Origin of the sequence: Herbidospora galbida (assembly GCF_005233835.1) — a bacterium.
In the GTDB taxonomy this organism is placed as follows: Bacteria; Actinomycetota; Actinomycetes; order Streptosporangiales; family Streptosporangiaceae; genus Herbidospora; species Herbidospora galbida.
Genome location: NZ_SZQA01000008.1, coordinates 85,158 through 100,497, shown reverse-complemented (window position 1 = coordinate 100,497; position 15,340 = coordinate 85,158). Strand labels below are relative to the sequence as shown.

At 69.3% G+C, this 15,340-nt stretch carries 16 protein-coding genes; 9 read left to right on the top strand and 7 right to left on the bottom strand.

Features of this window, described 5'->3' with window-relative positions; genetic code table 11:
- Positions 1–96: 96 nt before the first annotated feature.
- Complete coding sequence (rpsT, locus tag FDA94_RS11145) at positions 97–366, bottom strand: 30S ribosomal protein S20 (protein ID WP_062340140.1); 270 nt, start codon at positions 364–366, stop codon at positions 97–99.
- 78 nt (positions 367–444) lie between these two features.
- The gene (locus tag FDA94_RS11140) at positions 445–1,449 is read right to left on the bottom strand and encodes a glycoside hydrolase family 18 protein (protein WP_137246979.1); all 1,005 of its coding nucleotides are present in this window, start codon (positions 1,447–1,449) and stop codon (positions 445–447) included.
- A gap of 74 nt (positions 1,450–1,523) precedes the next feature.
- Between FDA94_RS11140 and lepA the strand changes: the two genes are divergently transcribed.
- The gene (lepA, locus tag FDA94_RS11135; protein WP_137246978.1) at positions 1,524–3,353 is read left to right on the top strand and encodes a translation elongation factor 4; all 1,830 of its coding nucleotides are present in this window, start codon (positions 1,524–1,526) and stop codon (positions 3,351–3,353) included.
- A gap of 61 nt (positions 3,354–3,414) precedes the next feature.
- Here lepA and FDA94_RS11130 read toward each other — a convergent pair whose 3' ends face one another.
- Entirely contained in the window at positions 3,415–4,644 is a 1,230-nt protein-coding gene (locus FDA94_RS11130) for a glycoside hydrolase family 18 protein (protein WP_246059747.1), read from the bottom strand.
- Between the two features lie 156 nt (positions 4,645–4,800).
- On the opposite strand from FDA94_RS11130, the gene hemW reads away from it, so the two are divergent.
- On the top strand, positions 4,801–6,018 hold the full coding sequence (gene hemW / locus FDA94_RS11125) for a radical SAM family heme chaperone HemW (protein ID WP_137246976.1): 1,218 nt from the start codon (positions 4,801–4,803) through the stop codon (positions 6,016–6,018).
- Here hemW and FDA94_RS11120 read toward each other — a convergent pair.
- Together FDA94_RS11120 and FDA94_RS11115 are read right to left on the bottom strand one after the other, a co-directional pair.
- Positions 6,002–6,808, bottom strand: coding sequence for a DUF3097 domain-containing protein (locus FDA94_RS11120; protein ID WP_170990886.1), 807 nt, complete (start codon positions 6,806–6,808; stop codon positions 6,002–6,004). The two genes, hemW and FDA94_RS11120, sit on opposite strands and share 17 nt — an antisense overlap.
- A 10-nt stretch (positions 6,809–6,818) precedes the next feature.
- Positions 6,819–7,457 carry a flagellar basal body-associated FliL family protein gene (locus tag FDA94_RS11115; RefSeq protein WP_137246975.1) on the bottom strand — a complete coding sequence of 213 codons (639 nt, stop codon included), beginning with the start codon at positions 7,455–7,457 and terminating at the stop codon, positions 6,819–6,821.
- A gap of 140 nt (positions 7,458–7,597) precedes the next feature.
- On the opposite strand from FDA94_RS11115, the gene hrcA reads away from it, so the two are divergent.
- From hrcA to FDA94_RS11100, 3 genes are read left to right on the top strand one after another with little or no spacing between them, the layout of a single operon-like run.
- On the top strand, positions 7,598–8,611 hold the full coding sequence (hrcA, locus tag FDA94_RS11110; RefSeq protein ID WP_137246974.1) for a heat-inducible transcriptional repressor HrcA: 1,014 nt from the start codon (positions 7,598–7,600) through the stop codon (positions 8,609–8,611).
- Positions 8,612–9,739, top strand: a complete 1,128-nt coding sequence (dnaJ, locus tag FDA94_RS11105) for a molecular chaperone DnaJ (RefSeq protein WP_137246973.1) — start codon at positions 8,612–8,614, stop codon at positions 9,737–9,739.
- A complete protein-coding gene (locus FDA94_RS11100) occupies positions 9,736–10,461 on the top strand; it encodes a 16S rRNA (uracil(1498)-N(3))-methyltransferase (RefSeq protein WP_137246972.1) in 726 nt (241 codons plus the stop codon). The genes dnaJ and FDA94_RS11100 overlap by 4 nt, the downstream gene beginning before the upstream one ends.
- 276 nt (positions 10,462–10,737) lie before the next feature.
- On the opposite strand, the gene FDA94_RS39080 is transcribed toward FDA94_RS11100, so the two are convergent.
- On the bottom strand, positions 10,738–11,436 hold the full coding sequence (locus FDA94_RS39080) for a hypothetical protein (protein ID WP_170990885.1): 699 nt from the start codon (positions 11,434–11,436) through the stop codon (positions 10,738–10,740).
- Positions 11,433–11,912, bottom strand: a complete 480-nt coding sequence (locus FDA94_RS11090; RefSeq protein WP_051759275.1) for a SigE family RNA polymerase sigma factor — start codon at positions 11,910–11,912, stop codon at positions 11,433–11,435. The genes FDA94_RS39080 and FDA94_RS11090 overlap by 4 nt, the downstream gene beginning before the upstream one ends.
- A gap of 255 nt (positions 11,913–12,167) precedes the next feature.
- Here FDA94_RS11090 and FDA94_RS11085 point away from each other — a divergent pair, with 255 nt between their 5' ends.
- The 4 genes from FDA94_RS11085 to FDA94_RS11070 are packed head-to-tail and all read left to right on the top strand — an operon-like array spanning position 12,168 to position 15,329.
- Positions 12,168–12,509, top strand: a complete 342-nt coding sequence (locus tag FDA94_RS11085; protein ID WP_137246971.1) for a histidine triad nucleotide-binding protein — start codon at positions 12,168–12,170, stop codon at positions 12,507–12,509.
- 59 nt (positions 12,510–12,568) lie between these two features.
- Complete coding sequence (locus FDA94_RS11080; RefSeq protein ID WP_062340127.1) at positions 12,569–13,591, top strand: PhoH family protein; 1,023 nt, start codon at positions 12,569–12,571, stop codon at positions 13,589–13,591.
- On the top strand, positions 13,588–14,052 hold the full coding sequence (ybeY, locus tag FDA94_RS11075; RefSeq protein WP_137246970.1) for an rRNA maturation RNase YbeY: 465 nt from the start codon (positions 13,588–13,590) through the stop codon (positions 14,050–14,052). The genes FDA94_RS11080 and ybeY overlap by 4 nt, the downstream gene beginning before the upstream one ends.
- A 5-nt stretch (positions 14,053–14,057) precedes the next feature.
- Positions 14,058–15,329 carry a hemolysin family protein gene (locus FDA94_RS11070; RefSeq protein WP_137246969.1) on the top strand — a complete coding sequence of 424 codons (1,272 nt, stop codon included), beginning with the start codon at positions 14,058–14,060 and terminating at the stop codon, positions 15,327–15,329.
- Positions 15,330–15,340 lie beyond the last annotated feature (11 nt).

Sequence of the window (15,340 nt, the reverse complement as noted above, 5' to 3'; positions counted from 1 at the left end):
AAAACGTGACATATTACGGGTTGAATCCCGACAACGGCGAAAGCCGCGCCCCGATGGTATCGGGGCACGGCTTCCGGATGTCGCTGAACGCAGACCTTAGCTGGCCGCGAGGGCGGCGGCGCGCTTGGCGATCGCCGACTTGCGGTTGGCGGCCTGGTTCTTGTGGATGACGCCCTTGCTCACGGCCTTGTCGAGCTGGCGGCTGGCCGCCTGCATCGCCGCGGACGCCGCGGCGGCGTCGCCGGACTCGGCGGCCTCGCGGAACTTGCGGACAGCCGTCTTGAGGGACGACTTGACGGCCTTGTTGCGCTGCCGGGCCTTCTCGTTCTGCCGGTTGCGCTTGATCTGGGACTTGATGTTCGCCACGAAGAAGCCTCAAAAAGAAGTCTGGGTTTCGGTATGGGTCGCGCTGGCTCGGTGAGAGGGCGTGCCATACGCAGTTGTCTAGGATACCAGCACCCATGACTCGCGGTACTCCGTCCAATCCTCCTCGGTGGCGGCGAAGTCGACGTAGAGGGCCAGGCCCGTGTCCTTGCGCGGGGTCTCGCTGATCACCAGCCGGAGCCCCTCGGCCGCCATCTCCACACTTTCGGCGTAGTCGGTCAGGCCGAGCTTGTGGTCGTGGTAAGCAGGGGCGCCGATCAGCACGCCCGTCGACTCGGGGGCCAGCGCGAAGGCCTTGCGCGCCTGGCGGGCCACCCAGCCGCCGTAGACGGTCTGGAGGGGCGTCCACGAGTCGTAGGTCATGATCGCGACCTGGTCGACCCGCTCGGCCACCTTCCGGAAATAGCCCTCCGACCAGTACTTCCCGTGCCCGACCACCGCGTTCCAGCCGGTCACCGCGCCGGGGAAGGGCTCGATCTGGTGGCTGGCGACGGAGATGCGGGCATGGGGGATGGCCCGGCGCGTCTCCTCCAGCAGGCTCAGGTACGCGGCGTCGCCGTCCAGGACCGGTTCGAAGTTGTAGTGGACGCCGTCATAGCCGAGCGCCACGATCTCCCGCGCCCCCGCGATGATGTTCGCCCGGGTGGCCGGGTCGTCGAGGTCGAGGTGGCCCTCGTCGTCCTCGTTGACCGTCTGCCCCAGCCACGGCAGCACCCGGACCCCCGGCAGATGGGTCCGCGCCCAGGCCAGGAAGTCACGCGACTTCGGGTGGAGGTTCGGATCGAGCCGCCCGTCGGCGCCGTAGGGCCCCGAGTGCACGAACACGTCCCGCATGTGGGTGAGACGGGGCTTCAGCGCCTCGAGATCCTTCTCGGTACGCCGCCCGTCGACCCACATGTGCCCCATCCACAACGCGTCGGTCCCCGCCGAACGCGCCGCGGGCGAGGGAGTGCCCAGGTAGTCGAGGCGTAAGACGGCCATACCGGTCACCGCCAGCACCAGGGGGACGGCCACGAGAATCGACAGGCCGAGCAGCACACGGCGGCGCGTGGTCGAGGCAAGCATGGGGACATGCGACCATGGAGGGTGGCTGCTCCGCCAGCCGTCGATCGCCTCAATCCCAGTTGAAACGGACTTCGGTGCGCACTCAGACCGGCCAGACCGACCCCGCGTTGATCCGCAATTTCTGCATCATCGCGCACATCGACCACGGCAAGTCAACACTTGCCGACCGGATGCTCCAGATCACCGGAGTGGTCGACGACCGGTCCATGCGCGCCCAATACCTCGACCGGATGGACATCGAGCGCGAGCGCGGCATCACCATCAAGTCCCAGGCGGTCCGCCTGCCGTGGAACGGCCACGTGCTCAACATGATCGACACGCCCGGCCACGTCGACTTCACCTATGAGGTGTCGCGGTCTCTCCAGGCGTGTGAGGGCGCGGTCCTGCTGGTCGACGCCGCCCAGGGCATCGAGGCCCAGACGCTGGCCAACCTCTACCTGGCCATGAACGCCGACCTCAACATCATCCCGGTCCTCAACAAGATCGACCTCCCGGCCGCCCAGCCGGAGAAGTACGCCGAGGAACTGGCCGGCCTGATTGGCTGCGAGCCCTCCGACGTGCTGCGCGTCTCGGGCAAGACCGGCGTGGGCGTGAAGGAGCTGCTCGACCACGTGGTCGACACGATCCCCGCCCCGGTCGGCGACGCCGACGCCCCCGCGCGGGCCCTCATCTTCGACTCGGTCTACGACACCTACCGGGGCGTCGTCACCTACGTCCGGGTGATGGACGGCCACCTGGGCAAGCGCGAGCGCATCCTCATGATGTCGACCCGGGCCCAGCACGAGACGCTGGAGATCGGCGTCATCAGCCCCGAGCCGCTGCCCTCGGCCCTCGGCCTCGGCGTCGGCGAGGTGGGCTACCTGATCACCGGCGTGAAGGACGTCCGCCAGTCCCGGGTGGGCGACACGGTCACCTCGGCCGCCAAGCCGGCCGAAGCGGCGCTCGGCGGCTACGAGCACCCCCGTCCGATGGTCTACTCGGGCCTCTACCCGATCGACGGCGACGACTTCCCCGAGCTCCGCGAGGCGCTCGACAAGCTCCGCCTCAACGACGCCGCCCTGGTCTACGAGCCCGAGTCGTCGGCGGCCCTGGGCTTCGGCTTCCGCTGCGGCTTCCTCGGCCTGCTCCACATGGAGATCGTGCGCGAGCGCCTGGAGCGCGAGTTCAACCTGGCCCTGATCTCGACCGCCCCCAACGTCATCTACCGCGTCATCATGGAAGACGGCACCGAGCACACGGTGACCAACCCCTCGGAGTTCCCCGAGGGCAAGATCGCCGAGATCTACGAGCCGACCGTGAAGGCGACCGTCCTGGCGCCCGCCGAGTTCATCGGCGCCATCATGGAGCTCTGCCAGGGCCGCCGCGGCGCCCTCCAGGGCATGGACTACCTGAGCGAAGACCGCGTCGAGATCCGCTACACCCTGCCCCTGGGCGAGATCATCTTCGACTTCTTCGACCAGCTGAAGTCCAAGACGCGAGGCTACGCCTCCCTCGACTACGAGCCCTCCGGCGAGCAGGACTCCGACCTGGTCAAGGTCGACATCCTCCTCCAGGGTGAGGCCGTCGACGCCTTCTCGGCCATCGTCCACCGCGAGAAGTCCTACGCCTACGGCGTCGACATGGCCAAGAAGCTCAAAGACCTGATCCCCAGGCAGCAGTTCGAGGTCCCCATCCAGGCCGCCATCGGCGCCCGCGTGATCGCCCGCGAGAACATCCGCGCGATCCGCAAAGACGTCCTGGCGAAGTGCTACGGCGGCGACATCTCCCGCAAGCGCAAGCTTCTCGAGAAGCAGAAGGAGGGCAAGAAGCGCATGAAGATGGTCGGCCGCGTGGAAGTCCCCCAAGAGGCTTTCGTGGCGGCGCTCAGCACCGACTCGAGCGGCGCGGAAAAGGCCAAGAAGTAGCACCAAGAAGCAAGAAGGGCCGGAGCGCGACCCAGTTGCGCTCCGGCCCTCGTCGTTCAGGTCAGCGCAGGACCTTGTACAGCGCGGTCGTCAGAGACGCCTTGCTGTCGTCCTGGTCGATCGACCACATCATGGCGCCGCCGAGGCCCTTCAGGCGGATGTAGGCCGCCTTCTCGACGAGCGAGATCGGGTCGTCGTACGACCAGAACTCGTTGCCGTCGTACAGCCACAGCGCGCCGGTCAGCAGGTCGCGGTGGCGCTTGCCGGGCTTGTTGACGATGTCCTTGTAGTCGTCGGTGCCGTTGGCCCACTTGCCGGGGGCGGGGCCGGTGGCGGGCTTCCAGAGGCCGTTGCCGCCGGCGGTGACGCCGGTCCAGCCCTGGCCGTAGAACGGGACGCCGACGACGATCTTCTTCTTGGGGGCGCCGCGGGTCAGGTAGTCCTTGACCGTCTGGTCGACGCTGAACTTGACCGCGTTCGGGTCCTTGCGGTCGGTGAACAGGTTGCCGTTGTGGCCGGTCACCTGCTCCCACGAGCCGTGCAGGTCGTAGCCCTGGACGGTGGCGAAGTCGAGGTAGGAGAAGACCTTCTTGACCTCGAAGCCGGCGTCGATCTTGGCGGCGGCGGCGGGGAGGAAGGCGGTGAGCTCGTGCTTCTTGTTGTACTGGTTCATCTGGCGGCGCAGCTCGGCCAGGAACAGCGTGAAGTTCTGCTTGTCCTCGGGGCGGATCACGTTGCCGACCTCACCGGACGAACCGGGCCACTCCCAGTCGAGGTCGATGCCGTCGAAGACGCCCGCGCCCGCGCCGGGGGCGGTGCCGGGCAGGTTGCCCTTCAGCCACAGGTCGATGCACGAGGAGGCCAGCTTGGTGCGGGCCTCGGGGGTGAGGACGGCGTCGGAGAACCACTTGGAGCCGGTCCAGCCGCCCAGCGAGATCAGGACCTTGAGGCTCGGGTACTTGGCCTTCAGCTTCTTGAGCTGGTTGAGGTTGCCGGCGATCGCGCCGGTGCCGTCGTCGGCCACGCCGTCGACGCTCTGCTCGGCCGGGACGGGGCGCTGCCAGTCGGCCCACGGGTCGGCCGAGTAGCACTCGCCGCCCTGGTTGACGAAGCCGAAGGCGTAGTTGATGTGGGTGAGCTTGGCGGCGGCGCCGGTCGTCACCATGTCCTTGACGTGGTAGTTGCGGCCGTAGATGCCCCACTGGATGAAGTAGGCCACCCGCTTGTATCCCGAGTCACCGGTCGAGGCCTGGGCCGGAGCGGGCGCGGCGGTGGCGACGAGGCCGGCCACCAGGGCTAACAGAAGGGGGGTGCGAAGTCTCGGCACTGTTGTCTCCGCTGCTAGGAGGCATTTCTTATAGGAAAGTTTCCTGTAAGTTTGCCGGGATCATAAATGCGTCCACATGACCGCGTCAATGAACCTCCCGGCATCGGGCAGACTGGGCGGATGCCCTCCGTGCTCCCCGACGGTGAACCCGTCCCCACGTCCGGTGAACTGCCGTCCGCGGCGCTCGCCGCGCTGGGCGAGCGTCCGTTCGGTTTCTATGTGCACGTCCCCTTCTGCGCGACCCGGTGCGGCTACTGCGACTTCAACACCTACACGGCGTCGGAGCTAGGTTCCGGGGCATCGCAAAGCGCTTACGCCGACACCGCGATCGAGGAGATCCGGCTGGCCCGCCGGGTGCTCGGCGACGTCGACCTGCCCGTCTCGACCGTGTTCTTCGGTGGCGGCACCCCCACGCTCCTGCCTCCCGACGATCTCGTACGCATCCTCCGGGCCGTCCACGAGGAGTTCGGCATCCACCACGACGCCGAGGTCACCACCGAGGCCAACCCCGAATCGGTCGGCCCCCGCGAGCTGGCGGCCCTCCGTGAGGGCGGGCTCAACCGCATCTCCTTCGGCATGCAGAGCGCCAGCGACCACGTGCTGCGGGTGCTGGAGCGCAAGCACACCCCGGGGCGCGCGGCGCAGGCCGTACAGGAGGCGAAGGAGGCGGGCTTCGGCCACGTCAACCTCGACCTGATCTACGGCACCCCGGGCGAGACCGACGACGACTGGCGGGCTTCACTGGAGGCAGCGATCGAGACCGGCCCCGACCACGTGTCGGCCTACTCGCTGATCGTCGAGACCGGCACCCGCCTGGCCAACCAGATCAAGCGGGGCGCCCTGCCCATGCCCGACGACGACGTCGCCGCCGACCGCTACCTGATCGCCGACGAACTCCTGACCAAGGCCGGCTTCTCCTGGTACGAGGTCTCCAACTGGGCCACCAGCGAGAAGGCCCGCTGCCGCCACAACCTGCTCTACTGGTCGGGCGCCGACTGGTGGGGCGCCGGCCCGGGGGCACACAGCCACGTCGGCGGCGTGCGCTGGTGGAACGTCAAACACCCGTCGACCTACGCCGCCCGCCTGGCCCAGGGCCACTCACCCGCCCACGCCCGGGAACAGACCTCGGCCGAGGAGCGCAATCTCGAACGCGTCATGCTCGAACTCCGCCTGGTCGACGGCTACCCCCTCGACGACCTGGCCAGAGAGGTCAGACCGGCGGCGGCCAAGGCGCTCGCGGGCGGGCTGCTCGACGTCGAGGCGTTCAAGAAGGGCCGCGCGGTGCTCACCCTCCAGGGCCGCCTGCTGGCCGACGCGGTCGTCAGGGATCTGACGTGACGAAGTCGATGAGCTCCTCGACCCGGCCCAGCAGTTCGGGCTCCAGGTCGGCGTAGCTGTTCACGCGGCCGAGGATGTGCCGCCACGCGTCCGGCGGCTCCATCCGCCAGCCCAGGGCGGCGATCACGCCCTCTTTCCACGGGATCCCGCGCGGCACCTCCGGCCACGCCCCGATCCCCAGCACGGCGGGCTTGACCGCCTGCCAGACGTCCACGAACGGATGGCCCGCCACCAGCACGTGGGGGCCCGCGACCTGGGCGGCGATCCGGCTCTCCTTGGAGCCGGGGACGAGATGGTCGACCAGCACGCCGAGCCGGCGGCCGGGCTCCGGGCCGAACTCGGCGACGATCTCGGGCAGGTGGTCGACGCCTTCGAGGTATTCGACGACCACGCCCTCCACCCGGAGGTCGTGGCCCCAGATCTTCTCCACGAGCGCGGCGTCGTGGACGCCCTCGACGTAGATCCTGCTCTCCTTGGCCACCTGGGCCTTCAGGCCCTCGACCGCGATGGAACCCGAGGCGCTGCGCCTCGGGCCCTGCGGTCTGGCCTGGGGACGGACGAGCGTGACGGGCCTCCCCTCCAGGAGGAAGGCGGCGGGTTCCAGGGGGAACAGCCGTCGTCGCCCGAACCGGTCTTCCAGGGTGACGGCCTCCTTGTCGCAGGTCACCACCGCCCCGCAGAACCCGTCGTCGGCCCACTCGACCACGAGGTCGAGCTCGGCTGGGATCTGCGGGATCGTCCCCTTCTTGGGGCGCCGCCAGTCTCCGGAGAGCACGTCCCGCTCGTACATGCCGCGAACGTTAGTACATCCCCATCATCCGGCGGCGGGCGCGGGAGCGCCGCACCAGCACGACGATGGTGGTCAGCACGGCGATCAGGAAACCGAGCGAGGGCAGGCCGAGCAGCAGCGCGGTGCCGCCCACCAGGCCGCCGGCCGCCGAGATCAGTTCCTTGCCGACGCCGAAGCGCACGCCCTCGCCGTCGCAGGAGGCCTGGTATTCACCGGCCGCCGGGACGCCGACCGAGAACAGCAGCTCCCACCTGGTGCCGTCGACGGTGACGGTCTGCTCGCCGATCCCCTTCGTCAGGGTGATCTTGTCGTCCGCGCTGCCCCCGGTGACCTGGCACTGCACGTCGGTCGGCTGGTCGGCGGCGGCCCAGATGGCCGGCTTCTGCGCCGGGTCGAGGTTCACCTTGACGGTCTCGCCGGAGGAGAAGGTCGTGGTGGGGGCCACGTCGGCGATGGACGAGAAGAGGCCGCCGGCGAAGGCGAAGACCCCGGCGACGGACATCACGATGAAGAGAAGCCAGGCCAGCACGATCCAGAGGATCCTGGGACGGACCGGTCCCTGCGGGGGCGGGGCGCCGTAGGGGGACTGGGGGGCGCCGTAGTAAGGGTGGGGCTGCTGGCCATAGTTCTGGCCATATTGAGCGGTCATGGGAGACATTGTGTGATTCATGACTTGCGACGTATTTGCAGTCGGCTTGTTGCGTCCGTGCCCGGCTGTGTTATCGCACCCTGGGAGCGGTGGCCGTACACTTGGCACTCGGGAACACAGAGTGCCAGGGAGGTGAGAACGTGCTTGACGACCGGAAGCTGGCGGTGCTGCGGGCGATCGTCGAAGACTACGTCTCCACCAACGAGCCCGTGGGTTCCAAGGCGCTGGCCGATCGGCACAACCTCGGAGTCTCGCCGGCCACCATCCGCAACGACATGGCGGCCCTCGAAGACGGCGGCTACATCCACCAGCCCCACACGAGCGCGGGGCGGGTTCCGACCGACAAGGGCTACCGGCTGTTCGTCGACCGGCTGTCCCAGGTCAAGCCCCTCTCGGGCGCCGAACGACGGGCCATCGAGACGTTCCTGGCCGGTACGCTCGACCTCGACGAGATCGTCATGCGGACGGTCCGGCTGCTCGCGCAGCTGACCCGGCACGTCGCGGTCGTCCAATACCCCTCGCTGACCCGCTCGACGGTCCGCCACGTGGAGATCGTGCCGCTGGCCGACACGCGGGTGATGCTGGTCCTGATCACCAACACCGGCCGCGTCGAGCAGCGGGTGGTCGACCTGCCCGAAGTGATCGGCGACGACCGGGTGTCCCATCTGCGCGCCGTGCTCAACGCGGCGCTCGACGGCTGCGGGCTGTCCAAGGTCCCCGAGACCGTGGCCGCGCTGCCCGAACGTCTGTCCCCAGAAGACCGGCCGGTGGCCGCCACGATCCTTTCGGTGATCCTGGAGACCCTGGTCGAACGGCATGAAGAGAAGATCGTGTTCGCCGGGGCCGCCAACCTCGCCGCCGCCGATTTCACCATCGGCCTGCGCGACGTGCTGGAGGCCCTGGAGGAGCAGGTCGTCCTGATGCGCCTCCTCGGCGAGACCGACGACCTGTCCGAGCTGACCGTCCGGATCGGCTCGGAGAACCCCTACACCGGTCTGCGCGGCACCTCGATCGTGGCCGCCGGATACGGCGCGGGAGACAAGGAACTGGCCCGGCTCGGAGTGCTGGGCCCGACGCGAATGGATTATCCGGTGACGATGGGTGCGGTGCGCGCGGTCGCGCGCTATGTCGGCCAGATCCTGGCGGGGTCATAAGTGGCCAAGGACTATTACGCCACCCTCGGCGTACGCCGCGACGCGAGCCAGGAAGAGATCAAGAAGGCCTACCGCCGACTGGCCCGTGAACTGCATCCCGACGTCAACCCCGACCCGGCGACGCAGGAGCGCTTCAAGGAGATCACCGCGGCCTACGAGGTGCTCTCCGACCCCCAGAAGCGGCAGATGCACGACATGGGCGGCGACCCCTTCGGCGGCGCGGGCGCCGGTGCGGGCTTCGGGGCGGGCTTCCCGTTCAGCGACATCATGGACGCCTTCTTCGGTACGGCCTCCGCCTCGCGCGGCCCCCGTTCGAGGGCCCGCCGAGGCCGTAACGCGACGATCCGGGTCGAACTCGACCTGGCCGAGTCGGGCTTCGGCACCACCCGCGAGCTCGTGGTCGACACCGCGATCCTCTGCGAGGTCTGCCAGGGCTCCGGCGCCGCGGCCGGCACCCACCCCGACACCTGCGACATGTGCCACGGCCGGGGGGAGGTCTCCCAGGTGACCCGCTCGTTCCTGGGCCAGGTCATGACCTCGCGCCCGTGCCCCCAGTGCGGCGGCTTCGGCAGCGTCATCCGCCACCCCTGCCAGGAGTGCTCCGGCGACGGCCGCGTCCGCACCCGCCGGACCATCAAGGTCCGCATTCCGGCGGGCGTCGAAGACGGCACCCACATCCAGCTCGCGGGCGAGGGCGAGGTCGGCCCCGGCGGCGGCCCTCCCGGCGACCTGTTCCTGGAGATCGTGGAGCGCCCCCACCCGACGTTCGAACGCCGCGGCGACGACCTCCACTGCACCGTCTCGATCCCCATGACCGCCGCAGCCCTGGGCACCTCGCTGACCATGGAGACCCTCGACGGCCCCGAACAGATCGACGTCCGCCCCGGCACCCAGTCGGGCCAGGTCATCCCGCTCTACGCGCGGGGCGTCCAGCGCCTCAACGAGAGCGGGCGGGGCGACCTGCTGATCCACGTCAACGTCGAGACCCCGCTGAAGCTCGACCCGGAGCAGGAGGAACTCCTCCGGAAGCTGTCCCAGCTGCGCGGCGAGGAGCGCCCGCCCGGCAAGTTCGCCCCGGGCCAGCAGGGCTTCTTCTCCCGCCTGAAGGACGCGTTCAACGGCCGATGACCGTCCCCGTCTTCCTGGGTGAGGTCACCCCGGGCCCGCGCCTGACCCTGGCCGGGCCCGAGGGCCGCCACGCGGCGGCCGTCCGCCGCATCACGGCGGGCGAGCGCGTCGACGTGACCGACGGCGCGGGCCGGGTGGCCGAGTGCACGGTCGACGCGGCCGGCAAAGACCACCTCGACCTCACGGTCCTTCGCGTGTACGAGATCCCGCCGCCCTCGCCGCGCCTGGTGGTCGTGCAGGGGTTGCCGAAGGGCGACCGGGGCGAGCTGGCCGTGGAGATGATGACCGAGGCCGGAGTCGACGCGATCGTGCCCTGGTCGGCCTCCCGGTCGATCACCCAGTGGAAGGGCGACCGCGCGGCCAAGTCACTGGCCCGCTGGCGCTCGACGGCGCGCGAGGCCGGAAAGCAGGCGCGGCGCTTCCACCTGCCGGAGATTCTGGAACCGGCCTCCACGAACCAGGTGGCGGCCCTGCTGGAGTCCGCCGCGCTGGCCGTGGTCCTCCACGAGGAGGCGGCCGAACCGCTCTCCCGCGTGGAACTGCCGGAGAAGGGCGACATCGTCCTGGTGGTGGGTCCTGAGGGCGGCGTGTCCGACGAGGAGATCACGCGTTTCCGCGCGGCGGGGGCACTTCCGGCCCTGCTGGGGCCGACGGTGCTGCGCACGTCGACGGCGGGGGTCGCGGCGGCAGCGGTCCTGATGACCCGCACCGGCCGCTGGTAGCACGCCACCTGCCGACGCTGGGGCCGACACTCTCGCACCCGGCAATTCGTGAATCGGGCCTGTGTGCGCGGCTCTGAGAAGAGCACGACATTTCGGATTTGTCGTCAAGTTAATCCCCCGACCCCTGTGACCTGCGCCGTCGTCCCGTCAATCGGCAGGCCATTCCTCTACAGGCTCTGTTCGCTCCATCGCGCCGCAGGGATCCGTACCGGAAAACCGAAAAGCGGGCCCCCCGGAGTGCGCTTGGCACGTTCCGAGAAGGCCCGCCTCGAAAGCTCAGGACGCCGGGTCCGAGACCTCCACCGTCGTCGACGGTGTCTCCGCGGGAGACGCGTCCGGGGTCGGCGTCGAGCAGGTGTCGCCGCAACCCGTCGGGGTCGGGCTGGGGGCGTCGGCCGTCGGGGTGGGGGTCGGCTTCGACGGGGTCTTGGTCGCGGTCGGCTTCGTCGTCGGGCCCGAGGTCGGGTTGGCCTCCTGCGTCGGGCACTTCGCCGCCGCCGCAGGGTCGGGGGCCGGGGTCGGCTCGGGGGTGACGCACGGGTCGGACGACGGCTCGGGCGGTGGCGCCGCCGCCGGCTGGGACGGGGCGGACGAGGTCGCCGGGGGCGTCGTCTCGGCCGGCTTGGTCGGATTCTGGGTGGTGATCGAGATGCCGGGTTCCTGGGGCGGCGGTGGCTGGAAGGTCGAGTCGGAGCTCGGGAGCTCGCCCGCGGGGGTCTGCTCGGTTCCGTTGTCGACCCAGGTGACACCCACGTTGTCTCGTATCTGGGGTACGGAGACGACCACGATTCCGGCCACCAGGGCGGCGGCGGCCACGGACGCACCTATGCGCCACCACAGGAGACCGCGGATGCCGCGGTTCTCGATGCGGTGGCGGATTATCTCCAGTCCGTCGGGAGACGGCACGACCGAGTCCGCCTCCGCGCGCATCGCACGGCGGAGGAGGTCGCCGTGCTCGTCGGGGGGGATGGTCATGAGAACTTCTCCAGCACTTGACGTAGTGAGGCCATGCCTCTGGCGGTGTGACTCTTCACCGCGCCTTTGGAGATGCCCATGGCGTGGGCGATCTCGGCCTCGGAAAGGTCGCCGTAGTAGCGCAGGACCAGCGCTTCGCGCTGCCGCTGGGGCAGGGCGCGCAGCGCCTCGATCACCGCGGTGCGCTCAAGCTCGCCGATGGCGCCGTTCTCGGCGCTCGGGGCGTCGGGGAGGCCCTTGGGGGCGTACTTCTCCACGACGGCTCGATGACGCAGCACGGAGCGCGAACGGTTGACGACCGACTGTCGCAGGTACGCAAGTGCCTTGTCGGGGTCGCGCAGCCTGCGCCAGGCGCCATGGATGGCGACGAACGCGTCCTGCACGACTTCTTCGGCGCTGGCCACATCGCGGACCAGCAGCACCGCGAGACGCACCAGTGACCGATAGTGGGCGCTGTAAAGCGCCGTAACGGCCATGTCGGCATCCCACCCGACCGGCACCGTGCCCAGCGACCTGTCGGCCACGAGGGTCTCGGTGGTCACATCAGTAGGACGCTCGTCCTTGCCAGGGGGTTTACGTTCTTCCGAATCATTAGGGGGCATGACCCAGTTGTGTCCTCGCCCGACACAGGGGATTGGTTGACGGTGCAGTCTCGCACATAAACCCTATCCGGGCAGATCTTTGCACGGGACATTCCGGGGATTACCGATTGGCAACGCTAGGCTTCCCCCGTGAAGAATGAGTGCCTGTTCTGCGCAATCGTGGCTCGTGAGATACCCGCGACGGTCGTGTACGAGACCGACACCACCCTTGCCTTCCGTGACATCAACCCCCATGCCCCCACGCATGTTCTGGTCGTACCGAAAAACCATGTGCGCGACGCGGGGGAACTGGCGGAGGCTGGACTGGCCGACGAGGTGATCAAAACGGCGAAGGCCGTCGCGGTCGCCGAGGGCATCGCCGAGTCCGGCTACCGGCTGGTCCTGAACACCGGGCCCGACTCGGGGCAGAGCGTCTTCCACGCCCATCTCCACCTGCTGGGCGGGGCGCCGCTGACGCTCCAGATGGGGTAGCGGACGGCTACCATTGACAGCGGTTAATAGGGAGGCGAGCAGGCCCGACGAGGCCGCCCATGTCCGAGACGCGCGAAACACAGAAGACCCACGCCAAGGTCGTGATCCCCGACGAGCACGCGATGATCAGCATCCTGGGCTCGCGTGACGAGCTCCTCCGGGTCATCGAGAAGAGCTTCCGGGCCGACATCCACGTGCGGGGCAACGAGATCACCATCACCGGGTCCCCCGACGAGAGCGGTGTGGTCGTCCGGCTGTTCGAGGAGCTGGTCGAGCTGGCCCGTTCGGGGGCGCAGCTGACCCCCGACGCGGTCGAGCGCAGCATCTCCATGCTGCGCCAGAGCAACGGCCGGCCGGCCGAGGTGCTCTCGCTCGACATCATCTCCTCGCGCGGGCGCACGATCCGCCCGAAGACGGTCAACCAGAAGAACTACGTCGACATGATCGACAAGCACACGATCGTCTTCGGCATCGGCCCCGCGGGAACCGGCAAGACCTATCTGGCGATGGCCAAGGCCGTGAAGGCCCTGCAGGAGAAGCGGGTCAACCGCATCATCCTGACCCGTCCGGCCGTGGAGGCCGGCGAGCGGCTGGGCTTCCTGCCCGGCACGCTCTACGAGAAGATCGACCCCTACCTGCGGCCGCTCTACGACGCCCTCCACGACATGATCGACCCCGACTCGATCCCGCGCCTGATGGCGGCGGGCACGATCGAGGTCGCCCCGCTCGCCTACATGCGCGGCCGGACGCTCAACGACGCCTTCATCATCCTCGACGAGGCCCAGAACACCTCGCCCGAGCAGATGAAGATGTTCCTGACTCGTCTGGGGTTCAACTCCAAGATCGTCGTCACCGGTGACGTCACCCAGGTCGACCTGCCGGGCGGCACCCAGAGCGGCCTCAAGGTGGTCCAAGACATCCTCGACGGCATCAACGACATCCACTTCAGCCGTCTGACCAGCGCCGACGTGGTCCGCCACAAGCTGGTGGGGCAGATCGTCGACGCCTACGGCCGCTATGACGCCGCACTGGCGTCCGACCCGCGCGCCAACGGCACCAACCGGCCCAGGGGGCGGCGATGACGATCGAGGTCAACAACGAGTCCGGCACCGAGATCGACGAGAGCCGTCTCGTCGCCCTCGCCGGGCACGTCCTCGGCCAGATGGGCATCAACTCCCTGGCGGAGTTGTCGATCCTGGTCGTCGACGAGGCCGCGATGACCGCCCTCCACGAGCAGTGGATGGGCGAGCCCGGCCCCACCGACGTGCTGGCCTTCCCCATGGACGAGCTCCGGCCCGGCCAGGGCCGCAACGACGACGCCTCGCCCGACCCCGCTCTGCTGGGCGACGTCGTCCTCTGCCCGACGGTGGCGGCCCGGCAGGCCGCCGAGGCGGGCCATCCGACGCAGGACGAACTCGACCTGCTGTGCACCCACGGCATCCTCCACCTGCTGGGCTACGACCACGCCGAGCCCGAGGAGCACGCCGAGATGTTCGGCCTCCAGGGCGAGCTGCTCGAGTCGTGGCGTAAGACAGCCCCCTAGGAACCATGAGTAACGGCTGGTTGTTCTCGGCCGTCGCCCTCGTCATCGGCGGCGGCCTGCTCGCGAGCGCGGAGACCGCGCTCACGCGGATCTCGCGCGTGCGCGCCGAGGAGTTCGTCAAAGAGGGGCGCCGCGGCGCGAACCCCCTCCAGGCCATCGTGGCCGACCCTCCTCGCTATCTGAACCTGCTGCTCCTGCTGCGGATGAGCTGCGAGCTCGGCGCGACCGTGATCGCGACGCTGCTGTTCATCGACTGGCTGGGCGACACGGGCCAGGCCTACGCGGCGGCGGCCGGGGCCATGATCGTCATCGCCTACGTCATCGTGGGCGTCTCCCCGCGCACGCTCGGGCGGCAGCACGCCGAGCCGATCGCGCTGTTCAGCGCGCCCGTCGTCTACGGCCTGACCCGGATCTTCGGCCCGCTGCCGACGCTGCTGATCCTGCTCGGCAACGCGGTCACCCCCGGCAAGGGGTTCCGCGAGGGGCCGTTCACCTCCGAGGCCGAGCTGCGCGACCTGGTCGACCTGGCCGAGGAGCGGCGGGTCATCGAGCCCGACGAGCGCGAGATGATCCACTCGGTGTTCGAACTGGGCGACACGCTGGTGCGCGAGGTCATGGTGCCGCGCACCGACATGGTCTTCATCGAGCGCCACAAGACCCTCGAACAGGCGTTGTCGCTGGCGCTGCGCAGCGGCTTCTCCCGGGTCCCGGTGACGGGCGAGAACGAAGACGACGTCATCGGCATCGCCTACCTGAAAGACATCGTCCGCCGCATCCAGGAGACGGGCGACGACGAGGGCGCGGTCGAGGAGCTGATGCGCCCGGCGACGTACGTCCCGGAGAGCAAGCCCATCGACGACCTGCTCCGGGACATGCAGGCCCGGCAGATCCACCTGGCGATCGTGATCGACGAATACGGCGGCACCGCCGGGCTCGTCACGATCGAGGACGTCATCGAGGAGATCGTCGGCGAGATCGCCGACGAATACGACCAGGAGGCCCCCCGGGTCGAGCACCTCGACGACGGCGCGGTGCGGGTCACCGCCCGGCTGGCGGTGTGGGAGCTGGAGGAGCTGTTCGACACCGAGATCGAGTCGGAGGACGTCGACACGGTGGGCGGCCTGCTGGCCCACGCCCTCGGGCGGGTGCCGATCGCGGGCTCCGAGGCGACGGTGGCCGGGCTGCGGCTGACCGCCGACGAACTCGCGGGTCGCCGCAACCGCATCAGCACCGTGGTGGTCCGGCGGGTCGACGACGACGCGGCGGCGCGGCACTGATCTCCGAGGGG

What these genes read in the sequence shown, in the direction of transcription:
- FDA94_RS11140 (WP_137246979.1), bottom strand. Translation starts at nt 1,449, where the DNA reads ATGCTTGCCTCGACCACGCGCCGCCGTGTGCTGCTCGGCCTGTCGATT.
- hemW (WP_137246976.1), top strand. Translation starts at nt 4,801, where the DNA reads ATGCCCTCCGTGCTCCCCGACGGTGAACCCGTCCCCACGTCCGGTGAA.
- FDA94_RS11120 (WP_170990886.1), bottom strand. Translation starts at nt 6,808, where the DNA reads ATGTACGAGCGGGACGTGCTCTCCGGAGACTGGCGGCGCCCCAAGAAG.
- FDA94_RS11115 (WP_137246975.1), bottom strand. Translation starts at nt 7,457, where the DNA reads ATGACCGCTCAATATGGCCAGAACTATGGCCAGCAGCCCCACCCTTAC.
- FDA94_RS11100 (WP_137246972.1), top strand. Translation starts at nt 9,736, where the DNA reads ATGACCGTCCCCGTCTTCCTGGGTGAGGTCACCCCGGGCCCGCGCCTG.
- FDA94_RS39080 (WP_170990885.1), bottom strand. Translation starts at nt 11,436, where the DNA reads ATGACCATCCCCCCCGACGAGCACGGCGACCTCCTCCGCCGTGCGATG.
- FDA94_RS11090 (WP_051759275.1), bottom strand. Translation starts at nt 11,912, where the DNA reads ATGGCCGTTACGGCGCTTTACAGCGCCCACTATCGGTCACTGGTGCGT.
- FDA94_RS11080 (WP_062340127.1), top strand. Translation starts at nt 12,569, where the DNA reads ATGTCCGAGACGCGCGAAACACAGAAGACCCACGCCAAGGTCGTGATC.
- ybeY (WP_137246970.1), top strand. Translation starts at nt 13,588, where the DNA reads ATGACGATCGAGGTCAACAACGAGTCCGGCACCGAGATCGACGAGAGC.
- FDA94_RS11070 (WP_137246969.1), top strand. Translation starts at nt 14,058, where the DNA reads ATGAGTAACGGCTGGTTGTTCTCGGCCGTCGCCCTCGTCATCGGCGGC.